Origin of the sequence: Paenibacillus hamazuiensis, assembly GCF_023276405.1 — a bacterium.
GTDB classification, from domain to species: Bacteria; Bacillota; Bacilli; order Paenibacillales; family NBRC-103111; genus Paenibacillus_AF; species Paenibacillus_AF hamazuiensis.
Window position 1 is genome coordinate 8,193,454 of record NZ_JALRMO010000001.1, and the last position, 19,360, is coordinate 8,212,813.

11 protein-coding genes are annotated in these 19,360 nt (G+C 55.2%); all 11 read left to right on the forward strand.

Going from position 1 to position 19,360, the window contains the following annotated elements:
* Window positions 1-51: 51 nt before the first annotated feature.
* Entirely contained in the window at window positions 52-1,233 is a 1,182-nt protein-coding gene (locus MYS68_RS36215) for a UxaA family hydrolase (protein ID WP_248930381.1), read from the forward strand.
* A 204-nt stretch (window positions 1,234-1,437) separates the two neighbouring features.
* Window positions 1,438-1,857, forward strand: a complete 420-nt coding sequence (locus MYS68_RS36220; protein WP_248931133.1) for a VOC family protein — start codon at window positions 1,438-1,440, stop codon at window positions 1,855-1,857.
* A gap of 322 nt (window positions 1,858-2,179) precedes the next feature.
* Complete coding sequence (locus tag MYS68_RS36225) at window positions 2,180-5,641, forward strand: PA14 domain-containing protein (protein ID WP_248930382.1); 3,462 nt, start codon at window positions 2,180-2,182, stop codon at window positions 5,639-5,641.
* Between the two features lie 31 nt (window positions 5,642-5,672).
* A complete protein-coding gene (locus tag MYS68_RS38990; protein WP_248930383.1) occupies window positions 5,673-7,445 on the forward strand; it encodes an S-layer homology domain-containing protein in 1,773 nt (590 codons plus the stop codon).
* A gap of 26 nt (window positions 7,446-7,471) precedes the next feature.
* Window positions 7,472-13,711 carry a glycoside hydrolase domain-containing protein gene (locus tag MYS68_RS36235; RefSeq protein WP_248930384.1) on the forward strand — a complete coding sequence of 2,080 codons (6,240 nt, stop codon included), beginning with the start codon at window positions 7,472-7,474 and terminating at the stop codon, window positions 13,709-13,711.
* A 611-nt stretch (window positions 13,712-14,322) separates the two neighbouring features.
* Entirely contained in the window at window positions 14,323-15,261 is a 939-nt protein-coding gene (locus MYS68_RS36240; RefSeq protein WP_248930385.1) for an ABC transporter ATP-binding protein, read from the forward strand.
* Window positions 15,258-15,989, forward strand: a complete 732-nt coding sequence (locus MYS68_RS36245; protein WP_248930386.1) for an ABC transporter permease — start codon at window positions 15,258-15,260, stop codon at window positions 15,987-15,989. Before MYS68_RS36240 ends, MYS68_RS36245 begins: the two co-directional genes overlap by 4 nt.
* A gap of 30 nt (window positions 15,990-16,019) precedes the next feature.
* Window positions 16,020-16,865 (forward strand): 3-hydroxyacyl-CoA dehydrogenase family protein, encoded by an 846-nt coding sequence (locus tag MYS68_RS36250; protein ID WP_248930387.1) that lies wholly within the window; start codon window positions 16,020-16,022, stop codon window positions 16,863-16,865.
* 26 nt (window positions 16,866-16,891) lie between these two features.
* Window positions 16,892-17,929 carry an HAD-IIIC family phosphatase gene (locus MYS68_RS36255; protein ID WP_275983635.1) on the forward strand — a complete coding sequence of 346 codons (1,038 nt, stop codon included), beginning with the start codon at window positions 16,892-16,894 and terminating at the stop codon, window positions 17,927-17,929.
* 13 nt (window positions 17,930-17,942) lie between these two features.
* A complete protein-coding gene (locus tag MYS68_RS36260; RefSeq protein ID WP_248930388.1) occupies window positions 17,943-18,215 on the forward strand; it encodes an acyl carrier protein in 273 nt (90 codons plus the stop codon).
* Window positions 18,208-19,344: an acyl-CoA dehydrogenase family protein gene (locus MYS68_RS36265; protein ID WP_248930389.1), complete on the forward strand. Its 1,137-nt coding sequence runs from the start codon at window positions 18,208-18,210 to the stop codon at window positions 19,342-19,344. The genes MYS68_RS36260 and MYS68_RS36265 overlap by 8 nt, the downstream gene beginning before the upstream one ends.
* The last annotated feature ends 16 nt before the right edge of the window (window positions 19,345-19,360 follow it).

Sequence of the window (19,360 nt, forward strand, 5' to 3'; positions counted from 1 at the left end):
GCCTGAATGCAAACGTTTTCCTAACCTCGCAAACGGAAGGGGAGATTGGCTTTGACAGCTCAAGGAACGGGATTGGCCAAATTTTGGGGTTACCGGCGGCCGGACGGCCGCGTCGGCATTCGCAATCATGTGCTCATTTTGCCGACGATTACTTGCGCCACGCAGGCGGCGAAGCAAATTACGGAGCTCGTTGCCGGCACCGTCAGCTTCATCCACCAGCACGGCTGCGCCCAGGTGGGCGTCGATTACGAGCAGACGTTCCGCACCTACGCCGGCATGGGGCTGAACCCGAACGTGTACGGCGTCGTCGTGCTCGGCCTCGGCTGTGAAACGCACCAGGCGCGCAGCGTCGCCGGCGAAATCGCCAAGAGCGGCAAACCGGTCGAGGTCGTGTCGATCCAGGACCACGGCGGCACGCTGCAGGCGATCGCCCAAGGGGCGCGCATCGCTGCGCAAATGGTGCAGGACGCGTCCGCGCTCCTGCGGGAAGAGTGCGATTTCGCCGAGCTGATCGTCGGCACCGAATGCGGCGGCTCCGACGCCTGCTCCGGCTTGTCGGCGAATCCGGCGGTCGGCTATGTCAGCGACCGCATCGTCGACAGCGGCGGCACGTCGATCCTCGCCGAGACGACCGAGCTGATCGGCGCGGAGCATCTGCTCGCGAACCGGGCCGTGGACGACCACGTCGCGAAGCGCGTGTACGAGGTGATCGGCGCGATGGAGAAACGCGCGTTCGCGATGGGCGTCGACATCCGCACGGGCAATCCGAGCCCGGGCAACGTCAAGGGCGGTCTGACGACGCTGGAGGAGAAGTCGCTCGGTGCGGCGAACAAGGCGGGCAGCCGCCCGCTGCAGGAGCTGATCGATTACGCTCAGATGCCGTCGCGCAAAGGGCTTGTCTGGATGGATACGCCCGGACACGACATCGAACAGCTGACCGGCATGGTCGCCGGCGGCGCGCAGATCGTGCTGTTCACGACCGGGCGCGGAACGCCGACCGGATCGCCGATCGCGCCGGTGATCAAGATTTCGACGAATTCGGCGATTTTTGAGAAAATGCGCGACAACATCGACGTCAACGCCGGAACGATCATCGAAGGGACGGAAACGATCGCCCAGGTCGGCGAGCGCATTTTCGCGGAAATCGGGCGCGTTTGCTCCGGCAAGCTGACGAAAGCGGAGGTGCTGAAGCAGCACGACTTCGGTATTTGGCGCATCGGTCCGACGTTTTGAACGGAAGCGGGCTGCAGTATGGATAAGCAGGATGCGGCGGTTTGTCCGCATCATCGGTGACGATCGACTAGACCCGGGGAACTGCCTCGGGTTTTTTTGTTTTTCAAAGAAGGTCCTACAATCAGGTCATTCCAAGTTAGCAATTCAGAAGAAATCCAAGATTTACTTACATGCTATGATTGAAAAAAAAGGAGTTGATCAATGATGTCGGTAAAACTTACCCCTTATTTCAATATGGAGGGGAATGCAAAGGAAGCTATTCAATTTTACGAGCAAGCCATAGGCGCCGAAGTCCTCTCCATCATCACTTACGGAGAAATGCCGGAAATGCCTAATACTTTCACCGACGATTTAAAAAATTTTGTGGCGCACGCCAAGCTGCGGGTAGGAGAATCGGAACTCATGTTTTCGGATGCTCCAAGCGGTTCGCCGATTCCCAAGGGGAAGCAGGTCACCATCTGCATTACTACCGACAGCGTGGAAAAATCAAAACGATTTTTTGAAGCATTGCGGCAAGACGGTCAAGTTAATATGCCGTTTGAAGAAACCGAATTCAGCCCGGGTTTTGGCGATGTAACCGACAAATTCGGCGTAACCTTTCAAATTTATACTGAAATCGCTTGACGCTCCTTGCCGAACAACTTTTGTATGATTTTTCAGATACAATAGTTGGGACTGACGCAAAAAGATAACTTATATCTGAATTCACACGTAGAATCGTCGCACTATAACTGCCTGTCTGAGAAGGGACTTCCCTTTTCAGGCAGGTTTTTTTGCATGCAAACGATTACTTCTACATTCTCTCTTAAACATTGAAAAAATTTACAAAAACAACATATTTTCTTTCTATTAAAAATATTGAACATTAAACTATTAATGGCGTATAGTACCTCAAAGACAGATAAACAAAAATAAACCAACATTCTGTCAGGAGGGAGAGAAAATAGTGAGACAAAGTATTGTGCTGATCGCTCGTATTCTTACAGCGGCCATGATTTGGGGCTCGGTGTTTTCTTTGGGATACGTCCCCAATCAGCTGGCGTATGCAGAGCCGGTACCTGTGAACGTTTTTGCTTCGGAGGGAGTAACGGCATCCGCATATGGGTATTTGTCCGGTCTTTACGCGCCGGCGAAAGCGATCGACGGAAATGCTGCCGTCAGCAAGTGGGTTTACAGCGGCGGAACAAGTTTGCCCGACGCAAATCATTCCTATTGGTTGAAAATTGACGCAGGCGCGGAAGCGGTTGTGCAGAAGTTCGTGCTTGCGCATGCAGGCTCAGGCGGGGAGCCGGATATTTACAATACGCGGGATTTTACCATTGAAGCGAGCAGCGACGATGTGAACTGGACCCGCCTCGTCAGCGTGACCAATAACACGTACGGAACGACGACCCATAATTTGGCCGCTCCCGTTACGGCACGGTATTTCAAGCTGAACATTACCAACCCGGGCGCGCCGGATTCGTCGACCGGTCGGTATACCGCCAATATTTATGAGTTTCAGGCCTACGGTTATTTCGCAGACGCACCCGGTTCGTCGCCGCAGGGTGCAGCTCAGGGATTGCTTGGCGAATATTACAAGGGCACAAGCAGCTTTGATTTTGGAGAGTATAAAGCGACGGTGATCGATTCGCAGATTAATTTCGCGGATCTGAACGGCACGCTGCGAGCCTTTACAGGCGAGGAGGACCATGCCAATGTCCGCTGGACTGGCCAGATCATGCCTCCGCAAACGGATGCATATACGTTCTACATGATCGGGGATAACGGATTCCGCTTATGGATTGACGATAAGCCGGTCATCGATCATTGGGTGAACGATTGGGACAAGGAGCAGGTCAGCAATGCCGTCCAACTGGAAGGCGGCAAGAAGTACAATTTTAAAATCGAATACTTCGAAGATTTCGGCGGCTCGAATCTGTATTTGCGCTGGTCTACGCCTACAATGGCTAAGGCCATTGTACCCGCCGGCGCGTTTTTCCTGCCGAAAAATTACGCGGGTCCGATAGCGGGCCGCATTGCCGATGACGGCTCCAGCGTTTCTTTGACTATGGCTGCCGATTTGAACGCACTTCCAACTGCGTTAGCATCGCACCTGACGGTGACGGCCGACAGTCAGTCCATCGGAGTACAAAGCGTGGAGCAGGGCGGCACCCCGTCTGTCCTGAAGCTGAATTTGGCCACCGCCATTAAGCCCCGTCAAAAAGTAAAAGTTTCCTACGACGGACAAGCCGCCTTGCAATCTGTGAACGGCACGTCCGTAGCCGGCTTTAACTTCAACGTGCCGGAATTGGTGAATTATTCGCCGATGGCGATCGCGATGTCGTTTTATGGAAGCCCGAAAACGAACCGCTCGTTCGCCTGGTATACGAGTTACGAAAATCCGCAAAACGCGCCGGCGAATGCCAAAGACAGCATCGTCGAGGTGGTGGAAGCCGATAAGGAATTCGGCACGTCCGCAGTGAAACGTTTCGTGGGCAAGCCGGAAGAAACCAAGGTGCTGAACCTGAAAATCACAAACGAGACCACCGGTTCCTTTATCAGCCACAAGGTGCTGGCTTCGGGTCTGACCCCGGGAACCGCCTATAAATTCCGGGTCGGAAGCGACGGCAACTGGAGCGGCGTCGGCAGCTTTACGACGGAGGCGGAGAACGAGAACAAATACGAGTTCCTGTATATGACGGACTCGCAGGGCTCCAATTCGAACGATTATGAGGTTTTCGCAAACACGCTGAAGCAAGGGCTTCAGCATTACCCGAATGCCAAGTTCATGGTGATGACCGGCGACCAGGTCGATGCCGGCTCCCTCGAATCCCAGTGGCTCGATTATTTCGGAAAACCGCAGGACATGTTCATGAAGCTGCCCATCATGGCTGCGGTAGGGAACCACGAAGGGCCGTACAACGACAACTATTATTACCATTTTAATTATCCGAACGATTCCATTAAAAATCCTTTGCCTCCGGGCAGCGTTTATTCGTACGACTACGGCGACGCGCACATCATGGTGCTCAACACGATGGATATCGGTTGGGACGACCGGCAGAAGGAATCGTTCCGGCAGCAGGTGGAATGGCTGAAGAAAGAAGTGGCCGAGACCGACAAGAAGTGGAAAATCGTCGCTTTTCATAAGGCGATTTATTCGCTCGGCAACCACGCGCTCGAGAAAGATATTCAAGATATGAGAAAAATGCTCTACCCCGTCTTCGACGAGCTGGGGATCGATGTCGTTTTGCAAGGGCATGACCATACGTTCATGAGATCTTATCAAATGTACAACGACGCGCCGGTAGCGGATATCAAGAGGGATGAGAATAATAATCCGCTGAATCCGGACGGCACGCTGTATATGATCAATAACTCGGCCGCCACAAAATTTTACGATCTCCAGGAAGGCGTGGACCGGTATTATGCAGCGGTGTTCGAACAACCGAAAAAAGCGATTTATTCAGGCATCCGCATGACGGAAAACAGCATTACGATCGAATCTTACAGGTCCGGCGAGGCTGAGCCGTTCGATAAGTATACAATCGTCAGAACGGACGGCAAGCCGCAGCCGGTCGAACAATTGACGGTGGGCAAAACGGGGGATGGCAAAGCGGTTCTCGATTGGAACGCGCCGAAATCCTCAAGTGCAGACGACGAGGTCCGCGGTTTTAGAATTTATGAAACGAGCGGAAAGCTGGGGATGAACTGGAGCGCATATATGCCGGCGGTTAAGGGTCAAACGAGCTACCGGTATACCGTGGCGGACACGCTTCCCGGCGAAACCTACGAGTTCATCGTCAAAGCTGTCGACAAGCGGGACAATTCCGCCGCCAGCGTCGCAAGCACTTCGGGAAGCGTGCCGGCTGCGCCGACCGCTCCGGTAGTGGACGACGGTCATAACACGTTCGGCTGGACGAACGTTTCCGGGTATTCCTCGCCGTCTGACTATGAATACAGCGTAGATGGCGGAGCGACATGGCAGCCCGCAGCGGCGAATCCGCAGCCGGTGGGAGATTTCGATTATGCTGCGGGAGCGGTAAAAGTTCGCGTGAAAGCCGATGCCGCTTCGGGAAGAGCCGCCGGTCAGCCGCTTGCTTCGGACTTGCCGTTCACCGTGAACCATATTAAGGATACGTACAAAATATCCGGGGAAATGAAGCGCGGCGACAAGCTGCAGATCGACGTGTCGCTGGAGCCTGTGGCCGATTACAGCGGCGACGTTTACACGGTATTTGAGCTGCTTGACGGAGACCGGCCGGTTCTCATTAACGCCGTCCCCATGAAGCAAAACAAGCTGACGTTTACCCAATATTTTAATGTAACCGGTGCGGACTATAAGGTGAAAGTATTTATTATGGATCAATTTAACAGCGATCTTACGATACCGGTCCAGCTGGCGAGACCTGTCGTATTCCAGTAATGCATCGGCAGAGAGAGAAGGAGTGGATAAGGTGAAAAAATATGTGGCGGCCATGCTGGCTTTGCTTTTCGTGCTCTCGCCGGTTTCCGCACGCGCAGCCGCTCAATTTACGCTGAGCCTGAGCGCGAATGAAGCGCAGCGCGGCGGTAAAATCACACTTTCGGGGACGGTTGCAAGCGATACGGACGAAGTTACGGTGAAGATCGTACGTCCCAATCTAACGGTTTTTTATATCGATTCTTTGACGCCTTCGATGGGCAGCTATACGTCTACGGTATCCATTCCGGCCAATGAAGACGATGCCCCGAACGGCGTTTATAAGGTCGTCGCCGGCACTAAAAATGGGGCGGAAACCAAAACATTTTCGATCGGAGTGAGCACGAATCCCGGCGGAGGGGGAGAGTCTCCAGGCGGTGGAGGAACGAATCCCGGCGGCGGAGGAACGAATCCGGGTGACGGAGGTACGAATCCCGGCGGTGGAGGTACGACTCCGGGCGGCGGAGGAACGACTCCGGGCGGCGGAGGCGACAGCGGTGGCAGTGGAGATTCGGATTCGGGCAGCGGCGGAAATTCGCACGGCTCGGGTACGGGGAACGCAGCCGCATCTGCAGATGCGGCAAACATTCCGTCCACTGCCGGCAAGGCGGACGGTTCCATCGTACAGCCTGAAGTAAACAAGGAAGGTCGGTACATAGTCGGCTCCGATACACTGTCTCAAGCCATGCAGCAAGCGAAGGGCGCAGTAATCATTCAATTGCCCGCACAGACGGGCGAATCCGCTTTATCTCTCGATTTTTCCGCGAAATCGCTAAAGGATCTCAAGGATAACGGAGTGGACCTTATTATCGCATCCGACAATCATTCGGTCCGTTTCCCGGCAGGCTTCATTTCGGCTGCGGATGAACAGTCGCGGATTCGCATCGATCTGAACACGGTGATGAGCGCGGAAGCAAGAAGTCTGATCGGCGGATTGATTCTGAAAGATTCCGACTACGTGCCGACCGGACTGGTGCTTTCCGTTGTCATTCAACTGATCGCCGGCGACAAGGTCACCGAAATTCATCAGTTGGACAAACCGGCAGTTGTGTCCGTCAAATTGACGGAAGCTCAGCAGAAAGCCATTTCCTCGGATTTGGCCGGCGTCTACTATGTGAACGGAGATAAAGCCGAATATGTCGGCGGCACTTTGGATAAGGGAGTTTTCACCTTCACGGCGAAGCACTTCTCGTATTATACGATTCTCGAATACAACAAGGCTTTTGCCGATTTGGCGGGACATTGGGCGGACAAACCGGTTCGGTCGCTCGCAGCCAAACATATCGTGGAAGGCGTAGACGACAGGCGTTACGAGCCGAATCGCAGCATCACCCGGGCGGAGTTCGTCACCTTGATCATGCGTTCGCTCGGCTGGAAGGGCGGCCCGCTGCCGGAAGCTGCGGCGAACCCGTTCTCCGATGTACCGGGCAAACAATACTACACGGATCATATCGTAAAAGCGGCGGCTCTCGGCATCGTATCCGGCTATAACGGAGCGTTCCGTCCAAGCGATACGATGACGCGCGAAGAGGCGGCGGTGGCGCTTGTCCAGGCGTCATCCCGGTTCGGCGTGATCAAGTCGGGTAAGGACGAGCCTTCTTTTGCGGATATGAACGAGATCTCCGATTGGGCCAAAACGGCGGTAAACGAAGCTTGGTCGAAGGGACTTATGGAGGGCGACGGCGTTCGTTTTAATCCGAAGCAACCCGTTACCCGGGCTGAAGTGGCGGCCATGATCGACCGGCTGCTGAGGAACGGTTCTTTATAAAACGAGGGCAGGAGGATTCAAGCGCAATGTGGAAAAAGCTTATTTCCGTCGTTATGACGGGTTTGATATCGTTCAGCCTGCTGACGCCTCTGACCTTGGAGACTGCTTCGGCAGCCTCCGATCCCGCTTTGCAGACGGCGGAGACCCGAAATGTGGCGCTGAACGCGGCCGCAACCGCTTCGGGACAATGCAACGGCAACGAGGGCGCGCGTTATGCGGTTGACGGGAAAAACGATACGAAATGGTGCGACAATTCAAGCACCGCCAAAAAGTGGCTGAAGCTCGATTTGGGCCAGGTCTATAACATTAACCGGTGGGTTGTAAAAAACGCCGCGATCAACGAATCCGCGAACAGCCCGTTCTGGAACACGAAAAGCTTTCGGCTGCAAAAAAGCAGCGACGGACAAACGTGGGAGGATGTCGATACCGTCAAAGATAACGTGCAGTCGATCGTAGAGCGTTATGTTCCGGCATTCTCTTCCCGGTACATCCGGTTTTACGTCGATAAGGCGGCTGACGAAGGAACGACGGTGCGATTATATGAATTGGAGATTTACGGGGTGGACTCCGATAAGCTGCCGGCATATCCGGCAACGAACCTGGCGCCTGTAGATTATGTCGATCCGTTTATCAACACGATGGGCGACAACGGGCAGACGAACCCGGGACCGACGACGCCGTTCGGCCTCGTTGCACTGGGCCCGGACAGCGATGGCGGAGCTTTCAGCGGATACTACTATCAGGACAAATTTTTAAAGGGATTTTCGCATTTGCGGTTTAGCGGCGTTGGCTGCAGCGGCGGCGGCGGGAACATCCTGATGATGCCGGAAACCCGCTCCTTTACGAAAAACAGCAGCGAATACAAGCAGCAGTACGACAAAAACAGCGAGCAGGCTTCTCCCGGCTATTACGGCGTGAAGCTGGCCTCGGGCATCGGCGTCGAGCTGACCGCATCGCGCAATGTCGGCTTTCACCGGTACACCTTTCCGGAAACCGATACAGGCTCGGTACTGATCGATCTCTCCAATTCGTATGCCGGTATGGTGGATGCCAATCTGACCGTGGAAAACAACAGCGAGATTTCGGGTATGATCCAATCGAAAAATGTGTGCGGTCATGGATATTACACCATGTATTACTCGATCCAGTTCGATCATGATTTTAATTCCTACAGCTCCTGGCAGGGCGATGCGGTCGGGGCGGAGCCCAAACGCAACGGCTCGAACAGCGGCGTGTGGGTGAATTTCAATACGAAACAGGGCAAGGTGATCCAGGCGAAAGTAGGCCTCTCGCCGATCAGCGTGGAGCAGGCCAAATACGAGCGCGATCACGATATTGCGGGGTGGGATTTCGACGCGCAGCATACCCGTGCGAGAAACACCTGGAGCGAGCTGCTGAACAAAGTGGAAATCACCGATGCGGACGAGACGAACAAGCGGATTTTTTATACGCAGCTGTACCACTCCTTCCTGCATCCGAACAACGTGACCAGCTCCAGCGGCACGTTCAAGGCAGGCAGGGACGAGAACACGATACGCCAAACGTCGGAATTTGGCGATGACTTCGAGTACTACAACGGCTGGACCACATGGGACGACTTCCGCAAATATTCGTTGTTTTCGCTGCTTGAGCCTAAAAAGTTCGAAAACATGGTGAAGTCGCTGGTAGATCTGTACGGTACCCGAGGCTCCTATACGCAGTGGGGCGAAGGATACTGGCCGAGCCCGACCGTCAGGAACGAATTTAACGGAGCCGTTATCCTCGATGCTTACTCGAAAGGCTTTACGAATTTCGACGTATACAAAGCGCTGAAAGGAATGGCCATCGATGCGGACAATTTCTCCATCAGCGATGGAGAAATTTCCGGCAAGCTGGAGAAGGCGAACAGCGCATCTTTTCCGATGAAGCTCGCCGAATTGATCGGAGACCGGGCTGCGTACGAGAAATACAAAGATCTCGCGTTGTCTTACAAAAAGCTGTGGAATCCGAAGCAGGTGGACGAGGAGGGCACGAGACGCGGCTTCTTTACGCCAAACGGATACACCGTAGCCAAAGGGGATGTTTTGGCGGTAGACAAATATGCCTACCAAGGCAACCTGTGGACATACCGCTGGTCCGCTCCGCAGGATATTAACGGACTGGCTCAGCTCATGGGCGGCAAAAAGGCGATGGCGAAGGAGCTGCAGCGTTTTTTCGAAATCAATGAGTATATGGCTATTAACGAACCTGACCTGCATGTACCCTATTTGTTCAACTATTTGGGGTACCCTTACTTGACCCAATATTACGTAAGACAGTTTACGACGGAAAAGGTCGCCCAAAGATACCATAACCACGGTCCATACAAATACGAGATCAAATCCCGCGTTTACCGCGACGATCCGGAAGGATATTTGCCGTCGATGGACGATGACGCCGGAGGCATGTCCTCGTGGTTTGTGTACAGTGCGATGGGGCTGTTCCCGGGAACTCCGGGGGAAGCGTATTTCCTGATCGGCTCGCCGATTTTCTCCGAGGTGAAGCTGCATCTGGACAACGGAAAAACGTTCACGATCAAGGCGAATAACGTTTCCAGCAAAAACCGTTTCATCAAATCGGCGCAGCTGAACGGAACGAATTTCAACCAGGCCTGGATCAAATACGCGGATATTATGTCGGGCGGCACGCTCGAATTCGAAATGGATTCCACGCCGAACACAAGCTGGGGAGCCGCCGCCGGCGCCGCGCCGCCTACGCTTAGTTTTACCGCGGATGTGGACAACGCATACGGCCGTCAGGCGCTCATTGCCGAGCAGTCGGAGTGGAAATATTTCGACAAAGGCCAGTATGCGGGGGACGGCTGGACAAGCCTCGGCTACGACGACAGCGGCTGGGCATCCGGTCCCGCCATGCTCGGGTATGACAGCACCGGGAAAGTACAAACCAAGGTCAGCTACGGTCCGGATGCGGGCAACAAATACCCGACCACCTATTTCCGCAAAACGTTCGAAGTGGCTGACGTAAACGGTATTCATGAACTTGATGCCGGCCTGATCCGCGACGACGGAGCGGTTGTGTATCTGAACGGTCATGAGGTGTTCCGGACCAATATGCCGGCAGGGGAAGTGAAGTACGGCACCTATGCGAATGCGACGGTAAACGATGAGCGGGACCGCATTACGTTTATCGTTGATCCGGCCTATCTGGTGAAAGGCACCAATGTCTTAAGCGCCGAGGTTCATCAGGCGAACGCTTCAAGCTCGGACATCGCCTTCGAATTCAGCCTCGAAGCGGTTGGGGAAATGGCGAAGCCGGCCGCTCCGACGGAACCCGTTGTCGACGATAAGGCCAACACGTTCGGCTGGACTTTTGTTCCCGGCATCGAGCAGGCGGCCGACTATGAATACAGCACGGATGGAGGCTTGAAATGGAAGCCCGCCACTTCCAATCCGCAGACGGTCGGTCCGCTTGACTATGAAGCAGGCAAGGTGCAAGTCCGCGTGAAGGCGAATGAAAGCTTGTACCGTACATCCGGTGAAGCGCTGCTTTCGAATGCGGCATATACCTCGGACATTCGGTGGGATGTTTTCGATCTGAAAGCCGATGTGAACCGCAGCGGCAACATGACGGTCGATGTAACCGGCACGTTGAAAGGAAATTACAGCGATTCGGCCACCGCCGTTTTCCAATTGATGGACGGCAACGAGCAGGCGTTGATGTCCAACGCGGTGCCCGTGCAAGTCGGAAGCTTCGAGCTTTCCCAGCTGTTTAACGTCAATGCGAGCAAATATCAGATGAACGTGTACCTGGTCGACCGCTATAACGGCAACATCTACGATTCGCTTTGGCTTGCGGAACCGATCGTTTCGAAGCCGGAAACCGGAGCTCCATCCGATCCGCCGCCGCCGGCGCCGGAGCCTCTCCCTGAACCGCTGCCGCTGCCGGTAGTGAAACCGGAGCCGGAGGAACCGGACGATCCCGGCAATGAACAGCCGGGTGAACCCGATTTGACGTTGGAGTTCGAAAACCGGACGGAATGGACGTCTGCGGTCAACACGTTTAACAACAAACCGTTAAGTACGGAAGCGGGCAACAGCGGAACGGTTGTCGCCAACACGTTTAACGGAGCATGGCTTGCTTTTGACAACTTTGATTTCGGTACTCAGGGCGCAAATAAGATCACGGTGGAATACGATGCGCCGACGAATAGAGCGCCTGCGGGCAGCAAGCTGGAGATCAGGTTAAACGCCGTCGACGGCGAGCTGATCGGCACCGTGGACCTGCCGAATACGGGCAGCGCCTGGGGAACCTACAAAACAGCCAAAACCCAACTGAGCAAAACGGTAACCGGCAAGCAAAAGCTGTATGTGGTCATGAAAGGCAGCACGACGAGCTCGCTTCCTTACATCGGCAACTTCGACCGTTTATCTTTCGAATACCAGAAGATCAGAAACGACTTTGCTCTGTTGGAACTGGAGAAATATGACGATTGGTCAACCGCCGTCAATCCGCAGAACAACGGCCCGCTGAAGACGGAAAACGGAAAAAGCGGCCAGCAGGTCGCCAATACGTTCAGCGGCGCATGGCTTGCGTACAAAGGGATGGACTTCGGCAGCGAAGGGGTCAACCAGCTGTCCATCGAGTATTCGGGCAACACCGCGAATTGCGCAGCCGACGCGGCTGTGGAAATTCGTCTCGGCGGAGTGGACGGTCTGCTCATCGGCAAGATCGCCACGCCCCCGACAGCAAGCGGCTGGACCACCTACAAAACGGCAACCGGCCCATTGACCCAAACGATAACCGGAGTTCAAGATATCTACTTTGTGTTTACAGGGTCTACCGATGCGACTTACAAATATATCGGCAATTTCGACAATGCGGGCTTTTCCTACAAGGCGCCGGAAAACCCCGGCGGCGGACAGCCGGAGCCGGATAAAGTGACCGTCGAGTTTGAAAACAAGTCCGAATGGACCGCGGCAGTTCATCCGACCAAGGGCGGCGCGCTCAGGGTGGAGCCCAATAACGGCGGGCAAGTTGTCGCGAACACGTTTAGCGGTGCATGGCTTTCCTACAAAGCGGTCGATTTCGGCACGAAAGGGAAAAATCATATGACGGTTGTCTACGATGCACCGGTGCAGAAGACGCCTGCGGACGCCGCCGCAGAAATCCGATTGGGCGGCATTGCCGGCATTCTCGTCGGGACGGTCAATCTGACCCAAACGGGCAACGACTGGGGAACGTATAAATCCGCGGAAGCGGATCTGACGACAACGGTCACCGGCAAGCAGGATGTCTACCTGGTGCTGAAGGGAAGTGCGGATACCAATCATCCTTATGTGGGCAACCTCGACAGCTTTACCTTGGAATATCGCGGGGTTAGAACGGATTTTGCCAAGCTGGAGCTGGAGAAATACGACGAATGGACGACGGCCCTCAATCCGCAGAACAATGGCCCGTTGAAGACGGAAAACGGAAAAAGCGGCCAGCAGGTCGCCAATACGTTCAGCGGCGCATGGCTCGCGTACAAGCGGATGGATTTCGGCAGCGAGGGCGTCAATCAATTCACCGTCGAGTATTCCGGCAACACCGCAAGCTGTCCGGCCGACGCGACGGTTGAAGTCCGCCTGGGCGGAGTGAACGGCACGTTGGTCGGAAAGATTGCCACGCCGCCGACTGCGAACAATTGGAGCACCTACAAAACTGCGACGGGAGCATTGACCCAAACCGTCACCGGTATTCAAGATGTGTACCTTGTGCTTACAGGTACGGGCACTGCGACATACAAATACATCGGCAATTTTGACAACGCGAGCTTTTCATTAAGCGCGCAGCAGCCGGAAGCCGATGTGACGGTAGAGCTTGAGGCATACACAGCGTGGTCGCCCGACCTCAACACATTTAACAGCAAGCCGTTAAAGACGGAAGCGAACAACGGCGGAACGGTCGTCGCCAATACGTTCAACGGCGCCTGGATGACGTATCAAAATGTCGATTTCGGGACCAAGGGCAAAAATTACGTGGAGATGGTGTACGACGCGCCTTCGCAAAAAGCGCCGGCTGACGTCAAAGCGGAAATCCGATTGAACGACAAAGACGGTCCGGTCATCGGCGTGCTGGCCCTGCCGAATACGGGCAGCGGCTGGGGGACGTACAAAACGGCCGGCGTCCGCCTGGATCAGCTCGTGACCGGCAAGGCGACGATTTGCGTCGTTTTCAAAGGTTCGACGACAACCAGCCTCATGTATGTAGGCAACCTGGACCGGATGAAATTTTCCAAGGCCAATTAAGATCATGTTAATTCGCGTGCAGTTCACAGCGGCAGCCCGTTATTCGCGGGCTGCTTTTTTTCCTTGGCGGTGCGTTGGCATGCAGTCTCAAACCGGATGTTTTTCCTGCAGCACAATACTCGGGATGAAAGCAAAGCGTTAAATTTGCAAATTATTAACTTGAGATACAATGGATCGCATGTTAACTTATAAGAGGAAGAACGCCATGGATATAATTCCCAATTAGTACGGAAGACAACACTACAAATCGTGGGAAGCAATTCCCGACATCATCCCCGAACCGACATTCAAGCTTTATACCCCTCACCGCGTCCAGACCCGAATGCGCCAACGAGCTTTCCGCATCATGTCCAAATGAAAAGTAAATCAGGCCAACGAACTGATGCAGAACCGACACACCAAGACCTCTATGCGGCAACGACCATGCAGCGATGACGCCCTGCCCTGCTGCGGCGAATCAAAGCAACTATGGCGTCGTCATGATACATCTATGCGCTGACGCTTACGCGCTTAAACGCTAGGAAACGTCTATGCATAAAAGCGTCTATGCTGTGAAGCGTTAGTGCTGCGATGTTTCATAATCATAAAACATATCCTATCGGAGGTGCAGCATGATATTGGAATTCAACGGGGTCACCAAAGTTTACTCCGGTCCGAAAAAAACAGAGACCGTAGCAAACGACAATCTCAGCTTGTCCATCAAGGAAGGCGAGATTATGGGGCTCCTCGGCCACAACGGAGCCGGCAAAACGACGCTGATGAACCAGGCCGTAGGACTGACCACGCCGACCAGCGGGGAAATTTTGCTGATGGGAAAGTCGGTGGCGAAAGACCCGGTCAGAGCGAGAACGCTTTGCTCGGTGCAGCCGCAATCGCAATTGCCGCTCGGAAGCCTGACGCCGACGCAGGCCGTATCGATTATGGGCAAAATGCGCGGAGGGCGTCCCGAAGATGTATCCCGGCGGATGAAGCAGCTGTTTGAGGCGCTCGATATCGGCAGTTGGGCGAACAAGGAGGGCATGCACCTGTCGGGCGGCGTTCGCAGGTTGACGGCTTTTTGCATGGCGGTGGTCACTCCGGGCAAGGTGGTCATCCTGGACGAGCCGACGAACGATGTCGATCCTGTGCGGCGCCGTTATCTTTGGGGCGAGATCCGCAAGCTGACCGACAACGGAAGTTCGGTCATCCTGGTAACGCATAATGTGCTCGAAGCCGAGAAGGCGGTGGACCGCGTCGCTATTTTACATAAAGGCAAGTTTTTGGCGCTCGGAACCCCTTCCGAGGTGAAGCGTTCGTTCAGCAGCCATCTTCGCCTTGAGGCAAGCCTCGCAACAAACGATCCGATCGAAACGCCGGGCTGGGCGCTATCCGCTCATCGGACCGGGGAGCGCGTAACGTATGCACTGGAGCAGGGGGCGGTAACTGTGGCGATCGATTGGGCGGGCGAACGGGTCAATCAGGGCAGCTTTATCGATTATTCGTTATCCCCGACGACCCTCGAAGACGTCTATGTGCAGCTCACCGAGGAGAAGGAGGGGCAGCCCCAATGAATGTGTGGAAGCAGTTCGGCTACGTTTTTCAATTGCAGTTTTTGCGGAGCGCCGGGCATCTGGTGTTTTTCGCCATCATCCAAATCATGATTTCGCTCGGTATCGTCATCGGTTTCACCTATTTGTTCGATAATCCCGACCCGCACACGGTTTTATTCCTGGCCACCGGGGCGCCGACGATTATTTTGATATTGACGGGGCTTGTCATATTGCCGCAGCAGATCGCCAGCGCGAAAGTCGAAGGTTATATCGATTTCGTCCGCACATGGCCCGTGAACCGCGCGGTGATTATGTCGGCCGATACGCTGATCTGGCTGCTTATCACGATTCCCGGCATCGTGCTGGCGTCGCTTTGCGCCCATTTCATTTTTCATCCCGGGTATGACATATCGTGGACGATCATTCCGGCCATGCTGCTCACGGCGCTCACCTCGATCGGCGTCGGCTACGGATTTTCCTACGGCTTGCCGCCGCAAGGCTCGATGGCTCTTTCCCAGGTGCTGATCTTCGGGGCTCTCATGTTCTCGCCGATCAACTTTCCGATGGAACGCCTTCCGGAATGGCTGCAAGCGCTGCACAGCGTGCTGCCGCTTTATTCGATGGCCGAGGTCATCCGCGCTTCCATGGCGGCCTCCACCTTCGCCGTCGATGCCAAGCATTACATCATTCTGACCATCTGGGCCGTGATCGGGTATGGCGGAGCCATCCTTGTGCTGAACCGGAAGTAAAGATTATCGGACGAAAGCGGGAGTTGCGAGATGACGGTGGTTGCAGTGGTTGGAGCGGGTGTGATGGGCGTCGATGTAGCCGCAACGGCGGCGCATTACGGATACGACGTCATTTTGAAGGATGTCGACCCCGGCGTTTTGTCGGAGGCGCCTGCTATCATGCGCAGAAACGTGCGGAGCTACCGCATGGTGTCCCCGGAGCTTCAGGAATGGAACGCGGCTGACATCGTCGGCCGGATTACGTTCACGGATACATACGAAGGTTTTGGACAGGCCGATTGGGTCATTGAAAACGTGACGGAGGACTGGGAAGTCAAAAGCGCGGTGTATAAGGAATTAAGCGGGGTTTGTTCCGCGGAAGCGTTCTTTGCCGTCAATACGAGCTGCATCTCGATTACGAAATTGGCGGCGCTGATGCCGCGTCCCGAGCGCGTGATCGGCATGCATTTCATGAATCCGGTTCCGCTCAAGGAGGCGGTCGAGACGGTGCGCGGCTTCCATACGTCGGAGGAGACGATCGCAGCCTCCGAAAGCTTGCTGCGCAGCATGAACAAGACGGCCATCTTGGTGAACGATTTCCCCGGTTTCGTGGCCAACCGCCTTTCCCATCTGTTTATGAACGAAGCGGCGTTTCTCGTTCAGGATCGCGTGGCCGAGCCGGCGCAGATCGACGCCATTTTCAAGCAGGGGTACGGTCACAGGATGGGACCGCTCGAAACAGCGGATTTGATCGGGCTCGATACGGTCGTCCGTTCGCTGGAAGTGCTTTATCAAAATTACCAGGACCCGAAGTTCCGCTGCTGTCCTCTGCTCAGGCAGATGGTCGACGCGGGATTGTACGGGCGAAAGAGCGGACGCGGTTTTAACATGTATTAGAAGCGCGTTTTGAGGAGGGGTTCGATTTGAAGGAAATCAAATGTGTCGTTTGGGATTTGGACAATACGATGTGGGACGGCATCCTGGCCGAGGGCGATCAGGTTCGTCTGAAGCCGGGCATTGCGCATATCGTACAAACGCTGGACGCGCGCGGCATTCTGCTGTCCATCGCCAGCAAAAACAGCTATGACGATGCGATGTCGCAATTGAAAACGTTCGGTCTCGATGAATACTTCCTGTATCCGCAAATCGGCTGGAACGCCAAATCCGCATCGATTGCAGCCATTCAGCGGGAGCTGAACATCGGGATGGACACGATTCTTTTCCTGGATGACCAGGCTTTCGAGCGGGACGAGGTCAAGTCCGTATATCCGGAGGTAACCGTCGTCGACTCGGCCGAATATAACGATATGCTCGCCTGGCCCCGCCTGAATCCGAAGTTCATCACCGAGGACAGCGCCCGGCGCCGGCAGATGTATCTCGAGGACCAGAAACGCAAGGCGGAGGAGGAAGAATACGAAGGCCCCACTTCGGAATTTTTGGCCGGTCTGAATATGGAATTTACCGTCTCCGTGGCGCGGGAGGACGATTTGCAGCGTGCAGCGGAGCTGACCGTGCGAACCAACCAGCTCAATTCCACCGGCATTCCCTACGGCTACGACGAGCTGAGGGGGCTGATGATTTCCCCGAAGCATCGCTTGTGGATTTGCGAGCTGACGGACAAATATGGCTCTTACGGAAAAATCGGCCTCGTCCTGGTGGAAGCGGTGGAGGACGTCTGGATCATCCGGCTGCTGCTCATGTCATGCCGTACGGTCGCCAGGGGCGTCGGCTCGGTGCTGCTGACCTTTCTGATGAAGGAGGCCAAGGCCGAGGGCAAAAGGCTGCAGGCGGATTTTCGCCGCACGGAGCGCAACCGGCCGATGCTGATGACTTATCAGTTCGCAGGCTTCAAGGAAGCGAGCCGGGTAAACGATGTCATTTTGTTCGAGAACGACCTGACCGACATTCAGGAGTATCCTCCCTACATAAAGGTCCGTTATTTGGAAAACATTCGAAAGTAAAAGGATGGTATCGATGATGCACATAGAGAGCGAAGCGCGCTCCGTCATTCGCAAGTTTATTGAGCAAAACATGAGCGCGTTCAAGGATGCCGACGAGCTCGGCGACTCCGACAATATTTTTGAAAAAGGATTCGTCACTTCCATTTTCGCCGTACGTCTGCTCGATTTCATTGAAAACAAGTTCGACGTCCAGGTGCCGGATGAGGACATCACGCTCGTTAATTTTTGCTCCGTGGACCGGATGATTGCCTTGATCGGCAGGATCAGGAGCGCCGCCAATGTCTGAAGCGCGCGAGGAATACGTTCTCGAGGCGGCGAGAGAGTATGCCGAGGCGGTCATCCGGCCGCAGGCCGGGCAGTTCGACCGGCAGGAATCGCTGCCGAGAGAAGTCATCGACGGCCTCGCCTCCCGGGGGCTGCTCGGCGCCGCCATTCCCGCCGAATACGGCGGACTCGGACTGGATCCGCTCCGTTACGGGGCGCTTACGGAAATCATCGGCAAAGCGTGCTGCTCCACCCGCGCCCTGCTCACGGTGCATACCTCGCTTGTGGGCGAAACGCTGGTCAGGCTGGGAACCCAAGCGCAGCGCGAGCGGTTCCTGCCGGATATGGCCCGGGGCAGCCGCATCGCCTGTTTTGCTTTGTCCGAGCCGGGGGTCGGCACCGATGCCACCTCGGTCACGACAAGCTCCCGGAAGCAAGGGGACGTTTACGTACTGAACGGCAGAAAAAAATGGATCTCCTTCGCCGCCATCGCCGATCTGTTTCTTGTATTCGCTTCGGACGGCGATAAGGTGAGCGCGTTTCTGGCCGAACGTTCGATGCCGGGCTTGTCGGTGAAACCGATGAGCGGTCTGCTTGGCAACCGCGCTGCGCATATGGCCGAGGTGATCTTCGAGAACGTGGAAGTGCCGGCCGAAAATATGGTGGGACGCCCGGGAACCGGCTTCAGCTTCGTTGCGAACACCGCTTTGTTTTACGGGCGGTACAGCATTGCCTGGGCGGGGGTGGCGATCGGTCAAGCCGCGCTTGAAGAAATGGTGGGTTATGCGCGAGAGCGGGAGCAGTTCGGCCGGAAAATCGGAGAGTTCCAGCTCATCCAGGGTATAATCGCCGACAGCGTGACGCGGGTTCATGCGGCGAGAGCGCTGTGCGAGCGAAGCGGACGAATGCGGTTGTCCGGAGACGACGATGCGGTGATGGAAGTGAACATCGCCAAATATTTCAGCTCCAAAACGGCACTGCAGGTTGCTTCGGATGCGGTGCAGGTATTCGGCGGAAACGGCTGTTGGAACGAATATCCGGTGGAGCGGCTTTTCCGCGAATCGAAAATATTGGAAATTATCGAAGGTACGTCGCAAGTGCAGCAAGTTATGATTGCAGGCCACGGCATGCGCAAATATCGCCGGCCTTAAGCCGTGTTTTTTGGGA

Bases quoted from the DNA above. Each gene is read 5' to 3' on its own strand.
- MYS68_RS36250 (WP_248930387.1), top strand. From the start codon at position 16,020: ATGACGGTGGTTGCAGTGGTTGGAGCGGGTGTGATGGGCGTCGATGTA.
- MYS68_RS36240 (WP_248930385.1), top strand. From the start codon at position 14,323: ATGATATTGGAATTCAACGGGGTCACCAAAGTTTACTCCGGTCCGAAA.
- MYS68_RS36245 (WP_248930386.1), top strand. From the start codon at position 15,258: ATGAATGTGTGGAAGCAGTTCGGCTACGTTTTTCAATTGCAGTTTTTG.
- MYS68_RS36235 (WP_248930384.1), top strand. From the start codon at position 7,472: ATGTGGAAAAAGCTTATTTCCGTCGTTATGACGGGTTTGATATCGTTC.
- MYS68_RS36265 (WP_248930389.1), top strand. From the start codon at position 18,208: ATGTCTGAAGCGCGCGAGGAATACGTTCTCGAGGCGGCGAGAGAGTAT.
- MYS68_RS36220 (WP_248931133.1), top strand. From the start codon at position 1,438: ATGTCGGTAAAACTTACCCCTTATTTCAATATGGAGGGGAATGCAAAG.
- MYS68_RS36260 (WP_248930388.1), top strand. From the start codon at position 17,943: ATGATGCACATAGAGAGCGAAGCGCGCTCCGTCATTCGCAAGTTTATT.